Annotated in this window: 14 protein-coding genes; 7 read left to right on the top strand and 7 right to left on the bottom strand. The window is 61.3% G+C overall.

Annotated elements, in window-relative coordinates:
• Together ligD and ACH196_RS36000 are read left to right on the top strand one after the other, a co-directional pair.
• A partial coding sequence (ligD, locus tag ACH196_RS36005; protein WP_396651628.1) for a DNA ligase D occupies nt 1–1,998 on the top strand: 1,998 nt, incomplete at its 5' end.
• A gap of 395 nt (nt 1,999–2,393) precedes the next feature.
• On the top strand, nt 2,394–2,765 hold the full coding sequence (locus tag ACH196_RS36000) for an ethanolamine utilization protein (RefSeq protein WP_349010067.1): 372 nt from the start codon (nt 2,394–2,396) through the stop codon (nt 2,763–2,765).
• 217 nt (nt 2,766–2,982) lie between these two features.
• On the opposite strand, the gene ACH196_RS35995 is transcribed toward ACH196_RS36000, so the two are convergent.
• Nucleotides 2,983–3,627 (bottom strand): hydrolase, encoded by a 645-nt coding sequence (locus tag ACH196_RS35995; RefSeq protein WP_349010066.1) that lies wholly within the window; start codon nt 3,625–3,627, stop codon nt 2,983–2,985.
• A 154-nt stretch (nt 3,628–3,781) separates the two neighbouring features.
• Here ACH196_RS35995 and ACH196_RS35990 point away from each other — a divergent pair, with 154 nt between their 5' ends.
• From ACH196_RS35990 to ACH196_RS35975, 4 genes are all read left to right on the top strand, one after another.
• Complete coding sequence (locus tag ACH196_RS35990) at nt 3,782–4,675, top strand: LysR family transcriptional regulator (RefSeq protein ID WP_396651627.1); 894 nt, start codon at nt 3,782–3,784, stop codon at nt 4,673–4,675.
• 262 nt (nt 4,676–4,937) lie between these two features.
• Nucleotides 4,938–5,873, top strand: a complete 936-nt coding sequence (locus tag ACH196_RS35985) for a pirin family protein (RefSeq protein ID WP_396651626.1) — start codon at nt 4,938–4,940, stop codon at nt 5,871–5,873.
• Between the two features lie 25 nt (nt 5,874–5,898).
• On the top strand, nt 5,899–7,146 hold the full coding sequence (locus ACH196_RS35980) for a DUF5996 family protein (protein ID WP_396651625.1): 1,248 nt from the start codon (nt 5,899–5,901) through the stop codon (nt 7,144–7,146).
• 142 nt (nt 7,147–7,288) lie between these two features.
• Nucleotides 7,289–8,293, top strand: a complete 1,005-nt coding sequence (locus ACH196_RS35975; RefSeq protein ID WP_396651624.1) for a zinc-dependent alcohol dehydrogenase family protein — start codon at nt 7,289–7,291, stop codon at nt 8,291–8,293.
• A 168-nt stretch (nt 8,294–8,461) separates the two neighbouring features.
• Here the strand turns inward: ACH196_RS35975 and tnpA are convergent, their stop codons facing one another.
• The 4 genes from tnpA to ACH196_RS35955 all read right to left on the bottom strand — a co-directional run bounded on the left by tnpA (nt 8,462) and on the right by ACH196_RS35955 (nt 11,976).
• Nucleotides 8,462–8,782, bottom strand: a complete 321-nt coding sequence (gene tnpA, locus ACH196_RS35970; RefSeq protein ID WP_396651623.1) for an IS66-like element accessory protein TnpA — start codon at nt 8,780–8,782, stop codon at nt 8,462–8,464.
• A 315-nt stretch (nt 8,783–9,097) separates the two neighbouring features.
• Nucleotides 9,098–9,838, bottom strand: a complete 741-nt coding sequence (locus ACH196_RS35965; RefSeq protein ID WP_396651622.1) for an SDR family NAD(P)-dependent oxidoreductase — start codon at nt 9,836–9,838, stop codon at nt 9,098–9,100.
• Nucleotides 9,839–10,528: 690 nt separating this feature from the next.
• The gene (locus ACH196_RS35960; RefSeq protein WP_396651621.1) at nt 10,529–11,410 is read right to left on the bottom strand and encodes a hypothetical protein; all 882 of its coding nucleotides are present in this window, start codon (nt 11,408–11,410) and stop codon (nt 10,529–10,531) included.
• On the bottom strand, nt 11,410–11,976 hold the full coding sequence (locus ACH196_RS35955) for a hypothetical protein (protein WP_396651620.1): 567 nt from the start codon (nt 11,974–11,976) through the stop codon (nt 11,410–11,412). The genes ACH196_RS35960 and ACH196_RS35955 overlap by 1 nt, the downstream gene beginning before the upstream one ends.
• Nucleotides 11,977–12,174: 198 nt before the next feature.
• Between ACH196_RS35955 and ACH196_RS35950 the strand changes: the two genes are divergently transcribed.
• On the top strand, nt 12,175–12,318 hold the full coding sequence (locus ACH196_RS35950; protein ID WP_396651619.1) for a hypothetical protein: 144 nt from the start codon (nt 12,175–12,177) through the stop codon (nt 12,316–12,318).
• Nucleotides 12,319–12,809: 491 nt separating this feature from the next.
• Here ACH196_RS35950 and ACH196_RS35945 read toward each other — a convergent pair whose 3' ends face one another.
• Nucleotides 12,810–14,129 (bottom strand): hypothetical protein, encoded by a 1,320-nt coding sequence (locus ACH196_RS35945; protein ID WP_396651618.1) that lies wholly within the window; start codon nt 14,127–14,129, stop codon nt 12,810–12,812.
• A gap of 368 nt (nt 14,130–14,497) precedes the next feature.
• The gene (locus tag ACH196_RS35940; RefSeq protein WP_396651617.1) at nt 14,498–15,976 is read right to left on the bottom strand and encodes a hypothetical protein; all 1,479 of its coding nucleotides are present in this window, start codon (nt 15,974–15,976) and stop codon (nt 14,498–14,500) included.
• Nucleotides 15,977–16,241: the final 265 nt, after the last annotated feature.

Raw genomic sequence — 16,241 nt, 5'->3', positions numbered from 1 at the left:
TGGGACAGCCGCACCGGCCTTGCCGCCGAAGAGCGCAAGGCAGAGGCGCGGGGAAAGAAGAAACGGAGTAGCGTCACGACCGCTCATCTCCCCGACTTCATCGCTCCTCAGCTTTGCGAAACCCTTGGGCGTCCGCCATCGGGGAACGAATGGCTGCACGAGATCAAGTTCGACGGTTATCGCATCCAAATGCGCGTGGCCGCTGGCGAGGCAACATTGAAGACGCGCAAGGGGCTCGACTGGACGGCCAAATATCCTGCCATTGCGCAAGCCGCCGGCACTCTGCCGGACGCCATCATCGACGGAGAAATTTGTGCGCTCGACGAGAATGGCGCACCGGACTTTGCCGCGCTTCAAGCTGCGTTGTCAGAGGGGAAGACCGACGCGCTCGTCTATTTCGCTTTCGATCTGCTGTTCGAAGGCGGCGAGGATCTTCGCGCACTATCGCTGGGCGAGCGCAAAGCGCGTTTGCAGCAGTTTCTCACCGACGCCGGCGCGAATGACCGCCTTCGCTTCGTCGAACACTTCGAGACCGGCGGCGAGGCGGTCCTGCGCTCGGCCTGCCGCCTGTCACTTGAAGGCATTGTATCGAAGCGCGCCGACGCGCCTTACGTCTCCGGACGCAGCGAGACCTGGGCGAAATCCAAGTGCCGCGCCGGCCATGAGGTCGTCATTGGCGCCTATGCAACCACCAACGGTAAATTCAGGTCTCTTCTCGTCGGGGTTAATCGCGGTGACCACTTCGTCTATGTCGGCCGCGTCGGCACGGGCTACGGGGCTGCCAAGGTCAAGGAACTTCTGCCGAAGCTCAAGACGATCGAGGCCACTAAGTCACCCTTTACCGGGATCGGCGCGCCGAAGAAGCAACCCGGGGTCGTCTGGCTCAAGCCTGAATTGGTGGCCGAGATCGAGTTCGCCGGCTGGACGTCAGACGGGCTTGTTCGCCAGGGCGCTTTCAAAGGACTGCGAGAGGACAAGTCGGCAGCGGAAGTCGAGGCAGAGAAGCCCGCTTCTCCCATAACGACCGAGGTACCTCAGCCGGGGCCACCACCGTCATCGAAACCCGCCCTTCGGGGCGGCAAGGTCGATGTCATGGGCGTGCTGATTTCGAACCCGGACAAACCGCTCTGGCCCGACGCGAACGACGGCAAGCCCGTCACCAAGGAAGATCTCGCCCGCTACCACGAGGCGGTCGGCTCGTGGCTGATCGAGCATATCAAGGGCCGGCCATGCTCCCTCATCCGAACACCGGACGGGATCGGCGGCGAGCAGTTCTTCCAGCGCCATGCCATGCCTGGCACCTCCAATCTGCTGGAGTTGGTGACGGTGTTCGGCGACAAGAAGCCCTACCTCCAGATCGACCGTGTGGAGGGCCTGGTGGCCGTCGCCCAGATCGGTGGTGTAGAGTTGCACCCGTGGAACTGTGCACCACAGCAGCCCGAGGTACCGGGCCGCCTTGTGTTCGACCTCGATCCCGGCCCGGATGTGCTGTTCTCAAGAGTTGTCGAAGCGGCAAAGGAGATGCGTGACCGCCTCGACGAACTCGGTCTCGTCAGTTTCTGTAAGACCACCGGCGGCAAGGGGCTCCATGTTGTTACCCCACTCGCCGTTGCCAAGCGTAGCAGACTGACCTGGCCAGACGCCAAGGGCTTTGCCCACGATGTCTGCCTGCAGATGGCGCGCGACAATCCGGAGCGCTACCTCATTAAGATGGCCAAGAACCAGCGCCACGGCCGCATCTTTCTCGACTATCTCCGCAATGATCGCACGGCGACGGCTGTCGCGCCGCTGTCGCCGCGCGCGCGGCCCGGTGCCACCGTGTCGATGCCGATTACCTGGAATCAGGTCAAAGCCGATCTCGACCCCAAGCGCTACACTCTTCGCACAGTCCCTGGCCTTCTAGCAAAAACCACGGCATGGAAGGACTATGATAATGGTCAGCGGCCGTTGGAACCGGCGATCAAACAACTGGCAAAGTCGATGAAGATACCTGCCTGAGCGACGTTTGGCGATCGGCTATATCGAACACCGCCGCATTGTTCTGGACCTTTGCGAATGATAGCCGCCGGCTAATAGCCACAACGGCGAAGATAAGGCGCGCTGCCGACCGGCCGCTTTGGGGCCGAGGCTGTGTGAAAACTCGACGTCGAGCCTGGGATGAAGAATTCCATTCCCAGATCGGCCTAGGCGAGAATTGCATAAACGTTTGGGTGTTTCCAAGCGTACTAATGGAGAACAATATTCTGTGCTCCCGATGAGGAGTCTGTTTTCACACAGCCTCGGGCCGAAAACCGACCGTCTGGTCCTGGGCATTGTGGGCAAGTAGCAGCCATTCCGGTGCCATCTCAGGTACGCCTCCGTTGTCCAACATCCCATCACGAAGGAGACAATCCATGCCCATTCACAAATTCGCCATTGCCGACGCACCGATGGAACGCTCGCCGGGGCAGGATGGCGACATCTTTGCCGGCAATCTTCTCGACCAGCGTCATGGCGGGCCGGTAACCATCGGTTTCGGACGCTACGGTCCGACCCAGACCCTGGAGGAGACCATGGCCGTTCACGACACGATGGTGATCCTCGAAGGAAAGCTCACGGTCTCCGACGACCACGGCTCGGTGACGGCAGGTCCCGGCGAGATCGTCGCCATGCAGAAAGGCGACAAGGTGACAATACGCTCCCACGAGGAGGGTGCCGTGACGGCTTACGTCACCTACCCGCACTGGCAACAGCTGGACGCCCGACCTCTATCATTCTCTTCGTAGCCGCTCCAATGTCCGCCGCAAACCGTCGCCGCGGCTAAAGCGTGGGATGCATCGAGAACTCCGCGAGTCATTCAAAAGGCGGCGGGTGAGATCACACGCAATCGCCGCGTATGAGCGGATTTGTTTCGGTAGAAGGCTTCTCTGTGAGCTGAGAGCGGCGAGGGCCGGCAAATGGATCGATTCCGACCCTCACAGATTGCGCGCCATCCGGCCGGGATCAGCCAGCTACTGGTGTGTTGAGGAGTTGCTGCTCCCAAAGATACGCGATGCCGCTGCCGGCGAAGTGCTGGATGAGGATCTCGGTCAGCTCCTCGACATGCTCGGTGCGCGCCCAATCGCGTTGCCATTCGCCAGCGAGCGCCATCACGGTCATTACGTTCGCGCCGGCCGCGATCATTCGCTGGATGGCAACTTCATGAGACTCCTTCGAAATCCCGCCCGACGCGTCGGTGATCACGGTAACGTCCCAGCCTTCGCCGGCGGCCTGGATGACGGGCATCGCGACGCAAACCTCGGTCCACAGGCCGGCGATGATAAGTTGCTTGCGGCCGGTCGCCTTGACGACGTTCACCACATTCTCGTCCTGCCAGGTGTTCACCCAGGTACGATCGATGACTTCCTGGTCCGGAAATACGTCGGTGATCTGCCTAAAGAGAAGTCCACCGCGCGCCGCGATCACGCTGGTTAGAATGGTCGGAACATTGAAGGCTTTTGCCAGCTTCGCCAGCGCGGTCGTGAGGTTGACCACGGCTTGCGGATCGTGGCTGTTCAGGTTCGCGAGCTGGTACGGCTGATGGTCAATCAGAACGAGGACCGAATCTTCGGGGCGAAGAAGCGAATCAAGGCCGTTACGAGGGGTCATCGAAGACTTCCTTTCTCTGCCGCTATGCACGGCCAAGGGTTCACGGGAGACATGCGCCAGCGGGCGACGTTGCCGGATGCAATTTGCTGTTCCTTTTGCTGATGCGGTAGTGCCATAGTCAGGCAAACTGCGTCGCGAAATAAGGAACGCCGGAATGGACATCGAAGACCTGCAGACATTCGTCTCAGTGGCCGATGCCGGGGGCGTCTCGGCCGCTGCGCGCCGGCTCGGCGTCTCCAAGTCAATCGTCAGCCGGAGGCTCTTTCGGATCGAGGCGGAGCTTGGTGTCCAGCTTCTTGCACGAACGACCCGCGGCGCCGCGCTTACGGAAGCCGGAATCACGTTCAGGGATCACGCGGCCCGAGCCAGCGCCGAGATCGATACCGCCAGGGAAACGATCCTCCCAACCGGCGACCTTCGCGGCCGCCTGAGGGTTGCCATGCCGCTTACTTTCGGCCCGACCCACTTCGCGCCAGTGCTCGCGGAAATGGCGCGCCAGCACCCGCGGCTTCACATTCATACCTCCTACAGCGATCGTTTCGTCGACCTTATCGCAGAGGGTTTCGATTGCGCGATCCGGGCTGGCTACCTTCAGGCCTCCAACCTGATCGCGAAGCGCGTCGGGCCGTTCCATGGCAAGCTTGTCGCAAGCCCGGATTATATCGAAGCGCACGGTTTACCCGAGACCCCGGACGAACTCGTCACCCATCAGGCCCTCATGCAGGGAACGGAAACCTGGCAGTTCATGGATGGCAACAAGATCGTTACGGTCCAGCCGCAGGGCAGGTTCAAGGCTGATAGCGCCACGGCGCTCGCCGCCGCGGCGGCGGCAGGTCTCGGCATCGGCTGGCTCCCCGATTGTATCACATATGAATATGTGGCCTCCGGCGCGTTGGTCCCGATCATGACACGCTATCCGGTACCTCCGGGGGCCGCGTATGTCGTCCGCCCGCCGGGTCAGTATCCAACACGGAAAGTGCGGGTACTCACCGAGATGCTGATTGAGTATTTCAAACGGTACCCGGAACTTTGGGGTATCGACCGTTAAACACGAACGAGACGAAGCCTTGTCAAAGGATTGCGTTCGATAGTCACTCTCGTGCGAACCGCCGAACCTCGATGACATTGCCACGTTCCACTTACTGCGACACAGCTTGACGCGACGCGGGGCTAGAAGCGCAGCGAGTCACTCGCCAGTTTACGCATTCGTCGGGCCTGAAGCGCTCTTCCCTCTCGCGCGGGTTGCTTTCATCCGAATCGGCCATCGGCAAGGGCGCCACCCACTGTGAATCAAAAAGAAGATAAGGCGTATGAGCTGGAACCCATCACTTGAACCGGGCTGCCCTGACGAGGTCGGCCCCGACGCAATCGACACCCTGATCGTGCCACGTTCGCGCGATCTTGGTGGTTTCGAGGTCCGGCGCGCCCTGCCGGCACCGAAGCGTCAGATGGTTGGGCCGTTCATCTTCTTCGATCAGGCGGGGCCGGCCGAGTTTCTTACCGGTCAGGGGGTGGACGTGCGGCCTCATCCGCATATCGGGCTCGGCACAGTGACTTACCTGTTTCGGGGCGACTTCCACCACCGTGACAGCACCGGTGCGGACCAAATTATCCGGCCGGGTGCGCTGAACTGGATGGTCGCCGGGCGCGGCGTCACGCATTCGGAGCGCACGTCGGCAACAGCGCGGAGCGGGCCGAACAGCCTGTTCGGCATTCAGACCTGGTTAGCCTTGCCGGAAAGCCATGAGGACGTGATCCCCAGCTTCGAGCATCATGGCGAACATACGCTGCCTGTCATCGAGGATAGCGGCGTTTCGATTCGGCTGATCCTTGGAAATGCGTACGGAAAGGTCGCGCCCGCCACGATGCTCTCCGAGACGTTCTACGCCGACGTAAAGCTTTTAGCAGGCAGTAGGCTGCCGTTGCCGGACGATCACGAAGACCGCGGCATCTATATCGTCGAAGGCTCGATCTCGGTTGCCGGTCAGGACTTCGAGGCAGGGCAGATGATGGTGTTCCGGCCGGGCGACCGCATCACTGTGGCCGGCGGAGACCGAGGCGCACGGCTGATGATCCTCGGTGGCGCGACCTTCAACGGGCCGCGATACATCTGGTGGAACTTCGTCGCCTCGTCGCAGGAGCGCATCGAACTCGCCAAGGCCGACTGGCGCGCCGCGAACTGGGAAAAAGGGCGCTTCGACCTGCCTGCCGACGACCGCAACGAGCACATCCCCCTGCCCGACTGATCGGAACGAGCCTGGAGAAACGACCATGAACAACTGGCCGCAACTTGACTATCTCGGCTGGCGGGAAACGTGCTCGGCGCTGCATCTCTATCTGCAGATCGCCGGCAAGTACCGGCTGGCGCACACGCCGTGGCTTAACCACTCCTGGAACGCGACCTTCTATGTCACGCCCCAGGGCCTGGCGTCCTCGCCTATACCTGACGGTCCGGGCATCGAGATCCTGTTCGACTTTCTCGGACACAGGGTCGTCGGCACCTGCGGCAACGGGCGTACGAAATCTTTCGATCTCGGCCCGATGACGGTCGCCAATTTCCATGCCACTTTCGTGCAACTGATCTCGGATCTCGGCGGCACCCCGACTTTCAACGGTCAGCCGAACGAAGTTCCTTTTCCGATGCCGTTCGCCGAGGATGATCGCGACCGGCCGTACGACCGCGACGCGGTGCTTCGCTTCCATCAGGCCATGGTGGCGGTCGACAGGGTGTTCAACCGGTTCCGGACATCGTTTCTCGGCAAATCCAGTCCTGTTCACCTGTTCTGGGGCGCTCTCGATCTAACGGTCACACGCTTCTCGGGTCGGCGCGCACCACTCCATCCGGCGGGCATCCCAGCCCTGCCGGACGACGTGGCGCAGGAGGCATATGACCGCGAGGTGTCCTCGGCGGGCTTCTGGCCGGGCGGCAATGGCATCGACTATCCTGCCTTCTACGCCTACGCATATCCGGCGCCTGGCGGCTATCGGGCGGCACCGGTTCGGCCCGACGCAGCGTTCTGGCACGAGGGCCTATCGGAATTCATGCTGCCCTACGATGCCGTGCAGTCCGCCGCCGATCCCGACGAAACTCTTATGGCCTTCCTCGTTTCGACCTACGAGGCGGCGGCCGACCTAGGCGGATGGGACCGGGGCCTCCTAGAATGCGCGCATGGGGCGCCGGGACAGGTCCGCCGACCCGACGCCGAAACTGCGAAGCCCGCGCCCCCGGCCGGCGACCAAAAGGTCGAGCGCGAGGATGGCCCGTCGAAGGGGCGCTATCGCCTCGTCGTCGATGGCGTCGAGGCGGAGATGACATACAGCCGGGCCGGTGAGGGGTTGATCATCATCGACCACACCGAGGTCCCCGCCGCCTTGCGCGGCCGCAAGGTCGGCGAGCGACTGGTGCGCCAGGCGATCGAGGACGCCCGCCGCGACGGAATCGCCGTCATGCCGCTCTGCCCGTTCGCAAAGGCGCAGATCGGCCGCCACCCGGAATGGCAGGACGTGCTGCGCCCGTGACAGGAGGGTGGCGGCGGATCATGGCGTCGGCCGGCGCCTGATCGGCCCGCCCGCTGCTCCGAGCCGCCGCGAAGCAAATCGCAGCAATGATGTGGCCCTTGCAAACAAGTCCTACGATCCACCAGGTTCGAGAGCTAAGATCATGACCGACACCATGAAGGCGATCGTCCTCGAAAAGTTCGGCGGCTACGACGCCTTCCAGCTGCGCGATGTTGCCGTACCGGCTGTAGGGCCGCGACAGGTCCGGGTGCGCATCCACGCCACTGCCATCAATCCCTTAGACTATCAGATTCGCCGTGGCGACTATGTCGATTACGTTCCGCTCCCCGCCATCATCGGTCATGACGTTTCCGGCGTCGTGGAAGAGAAGGGGGCGGACGTGAGTGAGTTCGAGATAGACGACGAGGTTTACTACACGCCAAAGATCTTCGGCGGCCCCGGCTCATATGCGGAGCAGCACGTTGTCGATGTCGATCTCGTGGCCCGCAAGCCGCGCAATATCAGCCATCTGGAGGCTGCCAGCTTGACGCTGGTCGGCGGCACGATTTGGGAAGCTCTGGTGACCCGTGCCCAGCTTGCCGTCCATGAAACAATCCTGATCCACGGTGGCGCCGGCGGTGTAGGTACAGTGGCAATCCAGCTTGCCAAGGCGATGGGTGCGCGAGTCATCACCACGGCGCGCTCCAGCAACCATGAATTCGTGCGTTCGCTCGGAGCGGACGAGGTTATCGACTACAGCTCCGATGACTATGTCTCGGCCGTGGCGGACCTGACGCGTGGGCAGGGGGTGAACGTCGTGTTCGATACCATCGGCGGCGACACCCTGACGAAAAGCCCGCTCGCGCTGGCGGATGCTGGACGGGTGGTCAGCATCGTCGATATCGCACAGCCGCAAAACCTGATCGAGGCGTGGGGCAAGAATGCAGCCTACCATTTCGTGTTCACGCGGCAGAACCGCGGCAAGCTCGACGCGCTGACAAACCTTGTCGAACGCGGACTGATCAAGCCTGTCATCGGCGCCGTGCTGCCTTTGGATCGTGTCGGCGAAGCCCATGAATTGCTCGAAGGCGGAAGCTCCAGTGGACTTCGAGGTAAGGTGGCGATCGATGTTGTGGGCCAGACTGTCGAATTCCCCACGCGGCGATAAATTCGCCGATAAGTCGGGTACTCCCCTGTCACCACTGCCCTAGAGAAAGCAGTTGAAACATCCTGCCGCTTCAGCGTCTCTGCACCACCAGCGCCAGGCCCGGGAAGCCCTTCCCCATGTCGGTGTGGCCGGTCGCCAGCCACACCCGCACGCCGCTTGGAACCGGGATCATCGCGACCCGAGCGCGTCCAGCACGCGCCGGAGCGCCTCGGCATCAACGTCGCGGTCGACACGCACGCGGTTCCCGCTGCCAAGCTCCATCTCGATGATGCCGCTCTTGCGGCGACGTCGGCCGGGAGACGCCGATGTCGCCGGCGCCTCAATGGCGGGCGGCATGGCGGCGGCAGGAACGATCTCGACCGGGACCAGTTGCGAGGGACCGGCATCGACCCGCTCGCGCAGATCCTTGCGCCATCGAAAAAGCTGGCTGACGTGAATGCCCGCCGATCGCGCGACTTCCGACACCGATACGCCAGGCTCGGCCTTCACCGGAGGGGTGCGTCATGAGGGATCATGCCGCTGGCAGCGGCATCGCATTTCTCTGGGAGCGGCAGTTGCTCAATATGCGTGTGTCGACCGCCGGCTGACCCGACCGGAAGGAACATCGGGGGCGACGCAGCAAGGCAGGCTGGGTCGCCCATCACTGCCGTTTCGTGGATCAATCGGACCGATGTCGCGTAGCGGAAGTTCCCGGAGCCTGAGATTGCATTCAACCAGACAGCTGCGGTTCGCTGGACATTGCATGCACGGTGAGGCCAAGGGCGTTGCAAGCGAGCATGGCCCGCTTGCAAGGACAGTTGCGGATTACGCGATGGCGCCCCCGTCGGCCGTCAAGATCGCGCCTGTAATCACGCTTGCAGCCGGGCTCGCCAGGAACACCACGGCGTTCGCCACCTCGCGCGGTTCGCCGTAGCGCCCCAACGAACTCAAGCTCCGCTGGAATTCTGCGGCCTCTCCGTCGGCCGGGTTTGAATCCGTATCGGTCGATCCGGGCTGCACGAGGTTCACGGTGATGCCGCTCGGACCAAGCTCGCGTGAGAGGCCTCGCGTGAAGGAGGTGAGCGCAGCCTTGGACATCGCATAAACAGTCACGCCCGGGAAAGGAACTCGCTCCCCCAAACCGGAACCGATCGATATGATGCGCCCGCCTCTGCGTAGATGCGGGATAACGGCCTTCGCAAATAGCACAGGTGCGCGCACATTGACGTCCATCAGGGTTTGATAGTCGTTCAGGTCTATGTCGACGATCATCCCACTGAGGCCGATCGCCGCGCTGTTCACCAGGATGTCGATCCCGCCGAGTTTAGAAACGGCCTCGTCCACCGAACGCAAGATGGCCTTCGGGTCGGCGCTGTCGGCTTGGATGGAAACGGCGCGGCGACCCGCACTGTGGATCGCCCTGACCAACTCATCCGCCTTCTCGGTGGAGCGCTGGTAGGTGAATGCGACGTCGGCACCGTTCTCCGCCAAGGCGAGCGCGATCGCGGCACCGATGCCCCGCGAGCCACCGGTCACCAATGCCCTCTTGCCATTTAGATCAATCATCGATCAGTCCTTTTAGCCGTCGCTAGGAGCGACTTGCACTTCCTGTGTAGCTTGTCGCCGGGGTGCTTCTGCCTCCGATATGACGTTCATCTCTGATCTGTTCCAGCAGCGAAAACTGCTACACCGCGTCGCGCGTTGAGCAACGCCGAGTGGACGAGGTGGCCTCCGATTGAAGCGAATTGTTTCCTTTGACCGCACAGGCTTGCGAGAGCTGTCTAATGCCGTCCCCAGGTAGCACCGCCTTGAACAACCGCTTTCGACTAACCGTCCGCGAAGCGGTCCGGCGAGTAGGTCCCCACAGCCTGCCGTTCCGCTCGCCAAGCGGCGAGCGATGAACGAACGGCAGGTTGCGCTCACCTCTCTTCGGGCTAAACGACCGATTGGCGGCGCGAGACTGTCCTCCGGCTTGGCATTTAACAATGTCCGCTTTAGCGAAATGGTTGACGTGGCTTGTCTGACGGATATTGGGGCGCATTGCGGCCCGGCAGGTTGGGGGCCGAAAGCGGTCCGGCCGGTTTCAGTCGGGGATCGTGAGAAGCTGACCCAACTTGATGAGGGCCATGAGAACCACACATGCCGCTTCGTCCAGACTTGGCATCGACGAACTGAGGAGCAGCATGCCCGAGACTTCACAGAGACTCTCGCGTTTGCGCGAGATTGCGCTCCTGCGGACCGGCACCCGGCTGCGCGTCAGCTTCGCCGACGCCGCCGCCGTTGGCCGTACCACAGCGACAGCATCCGATCGGCGCACACGAAATCGTCCGCTGCATCGCTGCTCTTGCTGAGATCTTCACTTTCGGCTGCCGGCTCTTCGTCATGTGGCTCGGGCGCTTTCAGCGCCTCCGCTTCGTACCAGGCCGCTTCGCACCGTTGCGCGAAGAGCTCGCTTAGTTCGGTCGGCACATGTGGCTCGCGCCAGCCGTCATCCGTCGCATTGGCTCCAAGAAGGCACACCGGATCGCCGATCCGACCGCGCCACCCCTTGAAGACCGATGCGGAGCGATACGACAGCGGCATGCATGTGAAGCATCGCGGACGCTGTGGATCAAGCAACGTCGTCCTGAGCGCCGCCATCGTCTCGCGCAGGCTGGTCATCGCCACGTGCCGCGCTGAGAAGTGCGTGCAGAGCAGTTCCGCCAAGTCGCTCGCCTGCCGCTCGCTGAACGCGTCGAACACCAGCCGCAGCGTCAGCGGTTCACCGATCATCGAGTGCATGAGATCACTTTGGGTGCCGCCGCACATCCGGACCTGGGTGCAGACGCCCAACCACTCATCGGCGTCGTGCGCAGCCGCACGCTTAGCATGCGATCCCGCAGGGAGGAACAGATTGCCGTGCTTTAAGCTACCCTGCATAGGCGTATAAACATCGTCCAGCGACAGAGAGACCGACAGGTCAATCAACATCCGCACCGTCTGGCTTCCGGTTCCACCGACGCCAATCACGACATGGATGAGCTGCGCGCGAATACCTTCGTCAAATGCTGCCGCGCTCGTCCGATCGTCGATGTGCATGATCTGAATCGGACGTGCGTTGTCCGCCCTGGACAGCAGCCCCAGCTTGTTGTTGGTCATCACAGACCTCCCTGGCCGGATGCCGCGATGTCCGCGCAAATCGGCCGCACCTCGCAATCCAAATCGAGCATCAGGCGATGCAGCCGCTCCGTTCCGCGCAACGCCCGTTGCCGTGTGTTATTGAATGGCTCGCGCACGATCAGTCCATAGGCTTCGGCCGCCTTGACGATGCCCTGGATCTTCTTCTCCTGGCGATCGAGGTCGTTGATGTCGACCGCCATACTCTTCGCGAGATTGTGGCAGTTGATCGGCGCGCACGACGTTCCCACCCGCTCGGCGCCGGCGGCATAAACATCGGCGTCGCTGATGTGGTCGCTGTCTTTCCACACCACCATCAACACCGACATCGCTTGCTGGCTCATCAGGCGCCGCTGGAAGGCTCTCTTGTCCATGCCGTCCGCAATCTCAACCAGCGGAAACACTGTCTTCCGCAGCAAATCCTGCCAGACGTCAAAGACCTCGAGCAGGCCGCCGATCGTGCCGAGCGCAGAAACCGTGGCCGTCGCGACGATCGGTCCGATGGCGGCGGCGGTTGTGGCCGGTTGGGCGACACTGAGCTTGGACATGGAGCGTGCTAGACCTTTCCACCCAATATTGGCGCACCCCGTGGGGCCGCGCTATCGGAAAATATTTCCGACGAGTTACTCCGAGCGATTGCTCCGGTGCGGTGGTCCGAAGCTGCGCTTCGACCGCCGCCGCCGACCGGATTCTCGAGTGGACCGCCGCTCCGGGCTGGCGCACAGCAACGCGCAAAGGAGAGCCCCATGCGTGAAAGGTCGTCGATCAAGTTCGAGATACCGGTGCCTTGGGCCGCTGCGCCCGCTTCCATTGAGGCGAGCGGTCGCCACGCTGTTTTTGTCGCCGGCATCGTCGCCGTGATCATCATCCTCATCCTGGTGCTGAACTAGACTGCTTGCGCGGGGACAGTCCCACGACCGCGCTGGCGCTGTGAAGCACGTCCGAGAGCGGAGAGCGGGCTGGCGGGCGTCACCCGAGTCAAGCGGCTCCTGACGTCCCATCGACCGGCTTAACCAACTTGATCATTTGGTCGTCGATCGCCATTCGCGAGCGCTTGCGTTTGTGGCGTTCTAGCTGCCTGGATGATCGACCGCTTTCGAGCTTCGGCTCCAAGCTTCCGGACTGCGTGAACGAGGTGCGACTACGACTGCCAGCATGGTCACCCGGGCATGGTCACCCGGGATGTCTGCTTCCTGGTGGAGACAAAGTTTTGGCTCTATGGCCTACATTGAGGCGCGAAGCAGTTGCTGCTCCCCACGACACGAGGGGCGATAGGTCAGATCTCCCTCTCAAGCGTAGGGAGGTCGTTCCTGGCGAGATGCAGGCCGACGTTCTCGAATTGGTAGCTTCCGCTCATCGCAAACGACCGACGTAACCACTGTCAGCGGTCCAGTGTTCGGCGAAGCAATGAAAGGGGGCCGAATATGGCGAGAATTGTCCAACCCAACAGACGGCACGCTCCTCGCATTAAAATCCATGCAGGCTTCCATTGCTCGGGACGGAATGGGTCTGTCGGAGAGAATTGACCTGTGGGTTGCGTAAGGAATCGGTCCCAGAGACCGCCCTTGGCAAGTTGCTGGCGGAGATTGGCTTCCGTGAATACATCGGAATGGCCGAACTCCGCGCTCAGCTGGTTGAGGACCGCCGGATCTAGATAGCCCTCTCGTCCGCTTGGGCCTGTGCCCGGAATCAGAAACTGGGCGAACGGCACGGCCCCGTCTTTGCCACCCACGTGGTTCAGCACTGCTTCGATCCGACGGTGTCGTATCAGTGAGGACCAGTCGAAGTGGGGCCGGATGATGCTGCCGGCGGTGATGACGCGCCCGAACTTGTCCTCGTCGTATTTGACTGAGAACATTCCCTGAGCGCGTGCGAACTCGGTGTCGTTCAAGGCATTGCGGGCATGCCGAACTGCCTCCACCTCGTCGATCCCGCCGTCCTTGAGTGTCGACACGAGCTCGATAAATCCGCCGTCCACCTCGAGGCGCGCCTGCTTCGTGCCTTTTTGCTTGCTCGCCGATTTAACGGCTTCCGAAAGCGAAAGGCGGGCACACGGCTTTTCGCACAGGCCGAAACCCTGCACTACCTCCCACACGATCGCCATCGCCTGATCGTGGTCGATATCCTTGTTGCGGTGGATGAGGATGGCGCAGTGTTTGTCAGCGAACCGCCATTCGAAGCGAACCACGCTTCGGTCCATACGCTTTCGGTATGCGTCAAATCGATATCGGTCCAGGCCGATCTTCTTCACGTAATCCTTGGACTTTGCGCGGTCCCAGCCTTCCTTCCCGAGATGCCAGATCAACGAAAGGCCCACCGCATCGCAAACGATACTTGATAGGGTCAACATTTCGGGAAAATCGAAGCTTTGCCCCTTTCCAACGAGATCCTTGTGGTCGCTTTCCGCGAGCAGGCCGTCGACCTCTGTCGTTGCCATGGTCGGGGCCTCGAATAAGTACAGGTGCTGGTTGCCCCATCCCTCGACCTCTTCCAGCCACGTCTCGATCTGTTCCTGAGTGAGCGTCCCATCCTCAATGGCGTCTGCAATGTTCTTCGCGAAATCCTTCTTGGTGGTACCGATCTTGATCGAATGCTGGCGCAGCAGCTCTTTGATGAAGTGGTTGCCCTGCGCCAGGATGATCGTGCGGACTTGGTCCTTGAGCTCTTCCTTGGTCAGAGTTCCGTCGCCGTCTTCGGCCATTCCCCCCTCCTAATAGTTCATTGCTCACTGCTCACTCGGCGTTGTGTCGGGACTGTCCACACTAATTGGCCCAGTTCTGATAGCCCCCCACAGACTCGACGATAACCGCGCGGCTTCGGGTCCGAAAATAGTTTCAATCCGAAATGGTCCTGTTGTCAGCTGCGACTTGCGCGATCAATGAACGGCTGCTTTCAGGATCGACCAGCACACAACGGTACGACCGACATTGAGGCGCATTGCCGTTGGGCAGAATCTGAACTTGGAAATCGCCAGCAGTTCCGGGGCCGTTTACGGACGGGCAGCTTTTGGAGACGCTCTTCGGCAAGCGGACGTTCCGACCGGGCGTAAGAAAGCATTGCCCGCGTCTTCTACAGCGCTGTGGTGGAAACGCCTAGCCGGGCGGCGAACCGTTCTTTTAGTTTAGTCGACAACTCGTGGTAGTATGCCTGATCATCGGCGAATGCCGACAAAATGGCCTTCGTTTGCGAGGTTATGTCGTTTGCCAGACGCGTGAGGGGCCTCACCAAGATCGTGCCATTTTTCTGGGAGTTTGCGGCCTGGAGCGCAGCAATGGCGGCCCAGTTCGCCAGTGCTAGATACTCGATCACCCGTTGCTGCTCCGCTTCGTCGGGCTCGACGGTAAGATATTGCAGTGCCCGGGCTGTCCCGAAGTGCAACATGAGCAGGCGGCCGATAAGCCGGGGCCAGTCATGCCCACCGACATCGTAGACCGGCAAAATCTGTGATTCCGATGAGGTCCCCGAGATCGGTTGCGCATAAGACAGTATGATCTGCATGAGTGCGCGGAGACGGACTATTTCGGACGTCGTAATTTCTCTTGCCCGGAGGGTCGCGCATCGGCCGCTGAACGCATCGACGGCCTCTTGGAACTTCTTTGCGGTGGCGAGATTTTGACGAGTCAGCGAGCGCGACGCCGAGCTTTTGGCTTGGCCTGTTGAACCGGTGGCAGCCACGTCTTCCGATGACGGCTCCGTTGTCCTGAGGTCAATGGCATTCTCGGATTCGATCTTGATCTCTTCCAGTTTGGCGAGATCCATCCCGACAAGCACAATCATCTTGTTAAGGCAGACGCTCAGGACATGAACACTTTTGTCGCTTCGGCTGCTCTGGTAGAGGCCGAACGCAGGTGTCTCGAGGGCCGCGTTTGTCCGCGCGTGGACAAACTCCTCGTACGTGAGAATGCCGTACGAGCGCACGGCCTCGTCCTTCCGATGATTAATTTTCGGCGCGCCTTCGGGCCTGGCTGCAAGCTCCTCTGCCTCGACGTCCTCCAGCCTATTTAGCATGTCGATCAGATCAAGGTCCTCGGTCATTGCCTCGGAGAGCGAGTCCACAAGTTGCTTCTTCTTTCCCATGCGCAGCGGCAAGGTGGAGACGGCCAATACACCTAGATCGGTTATGACTACAGGTGCGGAAACCGAGCCGTCCGAAAAGGCTACATGGCCGTATTTTGGTCGCGACTCCTCTTTCAACAGGGATAGTGTTGCCACGGCCTTTCCCTCAAGGTCGGTCTCGGTCAGTCTACGTCCATCCCTGTCGTAAAGTCGAAGCGCGACAGCCGGAACGGGGGCGATAACCGGACCTGTCCACGTCACCCTCCCAGACTGAAAGGTGAGTGTGCCACCATCGCGCGCCGGTTCGTAGCCGGTAAGGAGTTCACGAGGCTGTTGAAGTTCGGAAAGTTGTTCCGCCTGAAGTTTCTCCTCATCGTAGGCATCGAGCTTTAGAAGGGTCAGCGCCGTACCCGTTGCAACACGCGTGTAGATTGCTGCTTCCGCATTTCCGTTCGCAGCCGGACCCATTAGCGCCGGGAACGTGCAGTTCATGCTACCCGATATGACGTGATCCCAGTCCGTCCCGCATGCGATAATCAGCTTGGCGTGCAGAAAACGCTTTCCCGCGAGCGCGCCGATGTTGAAGAGTGAGGCGCCTGGCAGGCGGGACAGCGCGATCCCCGGAAAGCCTGTGAACCGGCGTGCAATTTTGACCCCTTAGCTGGGAGGATCGGCGTCCAAAATTGACCCCCCTCATTCAGTCGATCTGCGACCATCCGTTTGTTTCGGCAAGCGGATGGAGAGGGGATGAAGTCAG

The organism is Mesorhizobium sp. IMUNJ 23232, from assembly GCF_044326205.1.
In the GTDB taxonomy this organism is placed as follows: Bacteria; Pseudomonadota; Alphaproteobacteria; order Rhizobiales; family Rhizobiaceae; genus Kumtagia.
This window is presented reverse-complemented; position numbering and strand designations above follow the sequence as displayed.

Bases quoted from the DNA above. Each gene is read 5' to 3' on its own strand.
- ACH196_RS36000 (WP_349010067.1), top strand. From the start codon at position 2,394: ATGCCCATTCACAAATTCGCCATTGCCGACGCACCGATGGAACGCTCG.
- ACH196_RS35995 (WP_349010066.1), bottom strand. From the start codon at position 3,627: ATGACCCCTCGTAACGGCCTTGATTCGCTTCTTCGCCCCGAAGATTCG.
- ACH196_RS35990 (WP_396651627.1), top strand. From the start codon at position 3,782: ATGGACATCGAAGACCTGCAGACATTCGTCTCAGTGGCCGATGCCGGG.
- ACH196_RS35985 (WP_396651626.1), top strand. From the start codon at position 4,938: ATGAGCTGGAACCCATCACTTGAACCGGGCTGCCCTGACGAGGTCGGC.
- ACH196_RS35980 (WP_396651625.1), top strand. From the start codon at position 5,899: ATGAACAACTGGCCGCAACTTGACTATCTCGGCTGGCGGGAAACGTGC.
- ACH196_RS35975 (WP_396651624.1), top strand. From the start codon at position 7,289: ATGACCGACACCATGAAGGCGATCGTCCTCGAAAAGTTCGGCGGCTAC.
- ACH196_RS35965 (WP_396651622.1), bottom strand. From the start codon at position 9,838: ATGATTGATCTAAATGGCAAGAGGGCATTGGTGACCGGTGGCTCGCGG.
- ACH196_RS35960 (WP_396651621.1), bottom strand. From the start codon at position 11,410: ATGACCAACAACAAGCTGGGGCTGCTGTCCAGGGCGGACAACGCACGT.
- ACH196_RS35955 (WP_396651620.1), bottom strand. From the start codon at position 11,976: ATGTCCAAGCTCAGTGTCGCCCAACCGGCCACAACCGCCGCCGCCATC.
- ACH196_RS35950 (WP_396651619.1), top strand. From the start codon at position 12,175: ATGCGTGAAAGGTCGTCGATCAAGTTCGAGATACCGGTGCCTTGGGCC.
- ACH196_RS35945 (WP_396651618.1), bottom strand. From the start codon at position 14,129: ATGGCCGAAGACGGCGACGGAACTCTGACCAAGGAAGAGCTCAAGGAC.
- ACH196_RS35940 (WP_396651617.1), bottom strand. From the start codon at position 15,976: ATGAACTGCACGTTCCCGGCGCTAATGGGTCCGGCTGCGAACGGAAAT.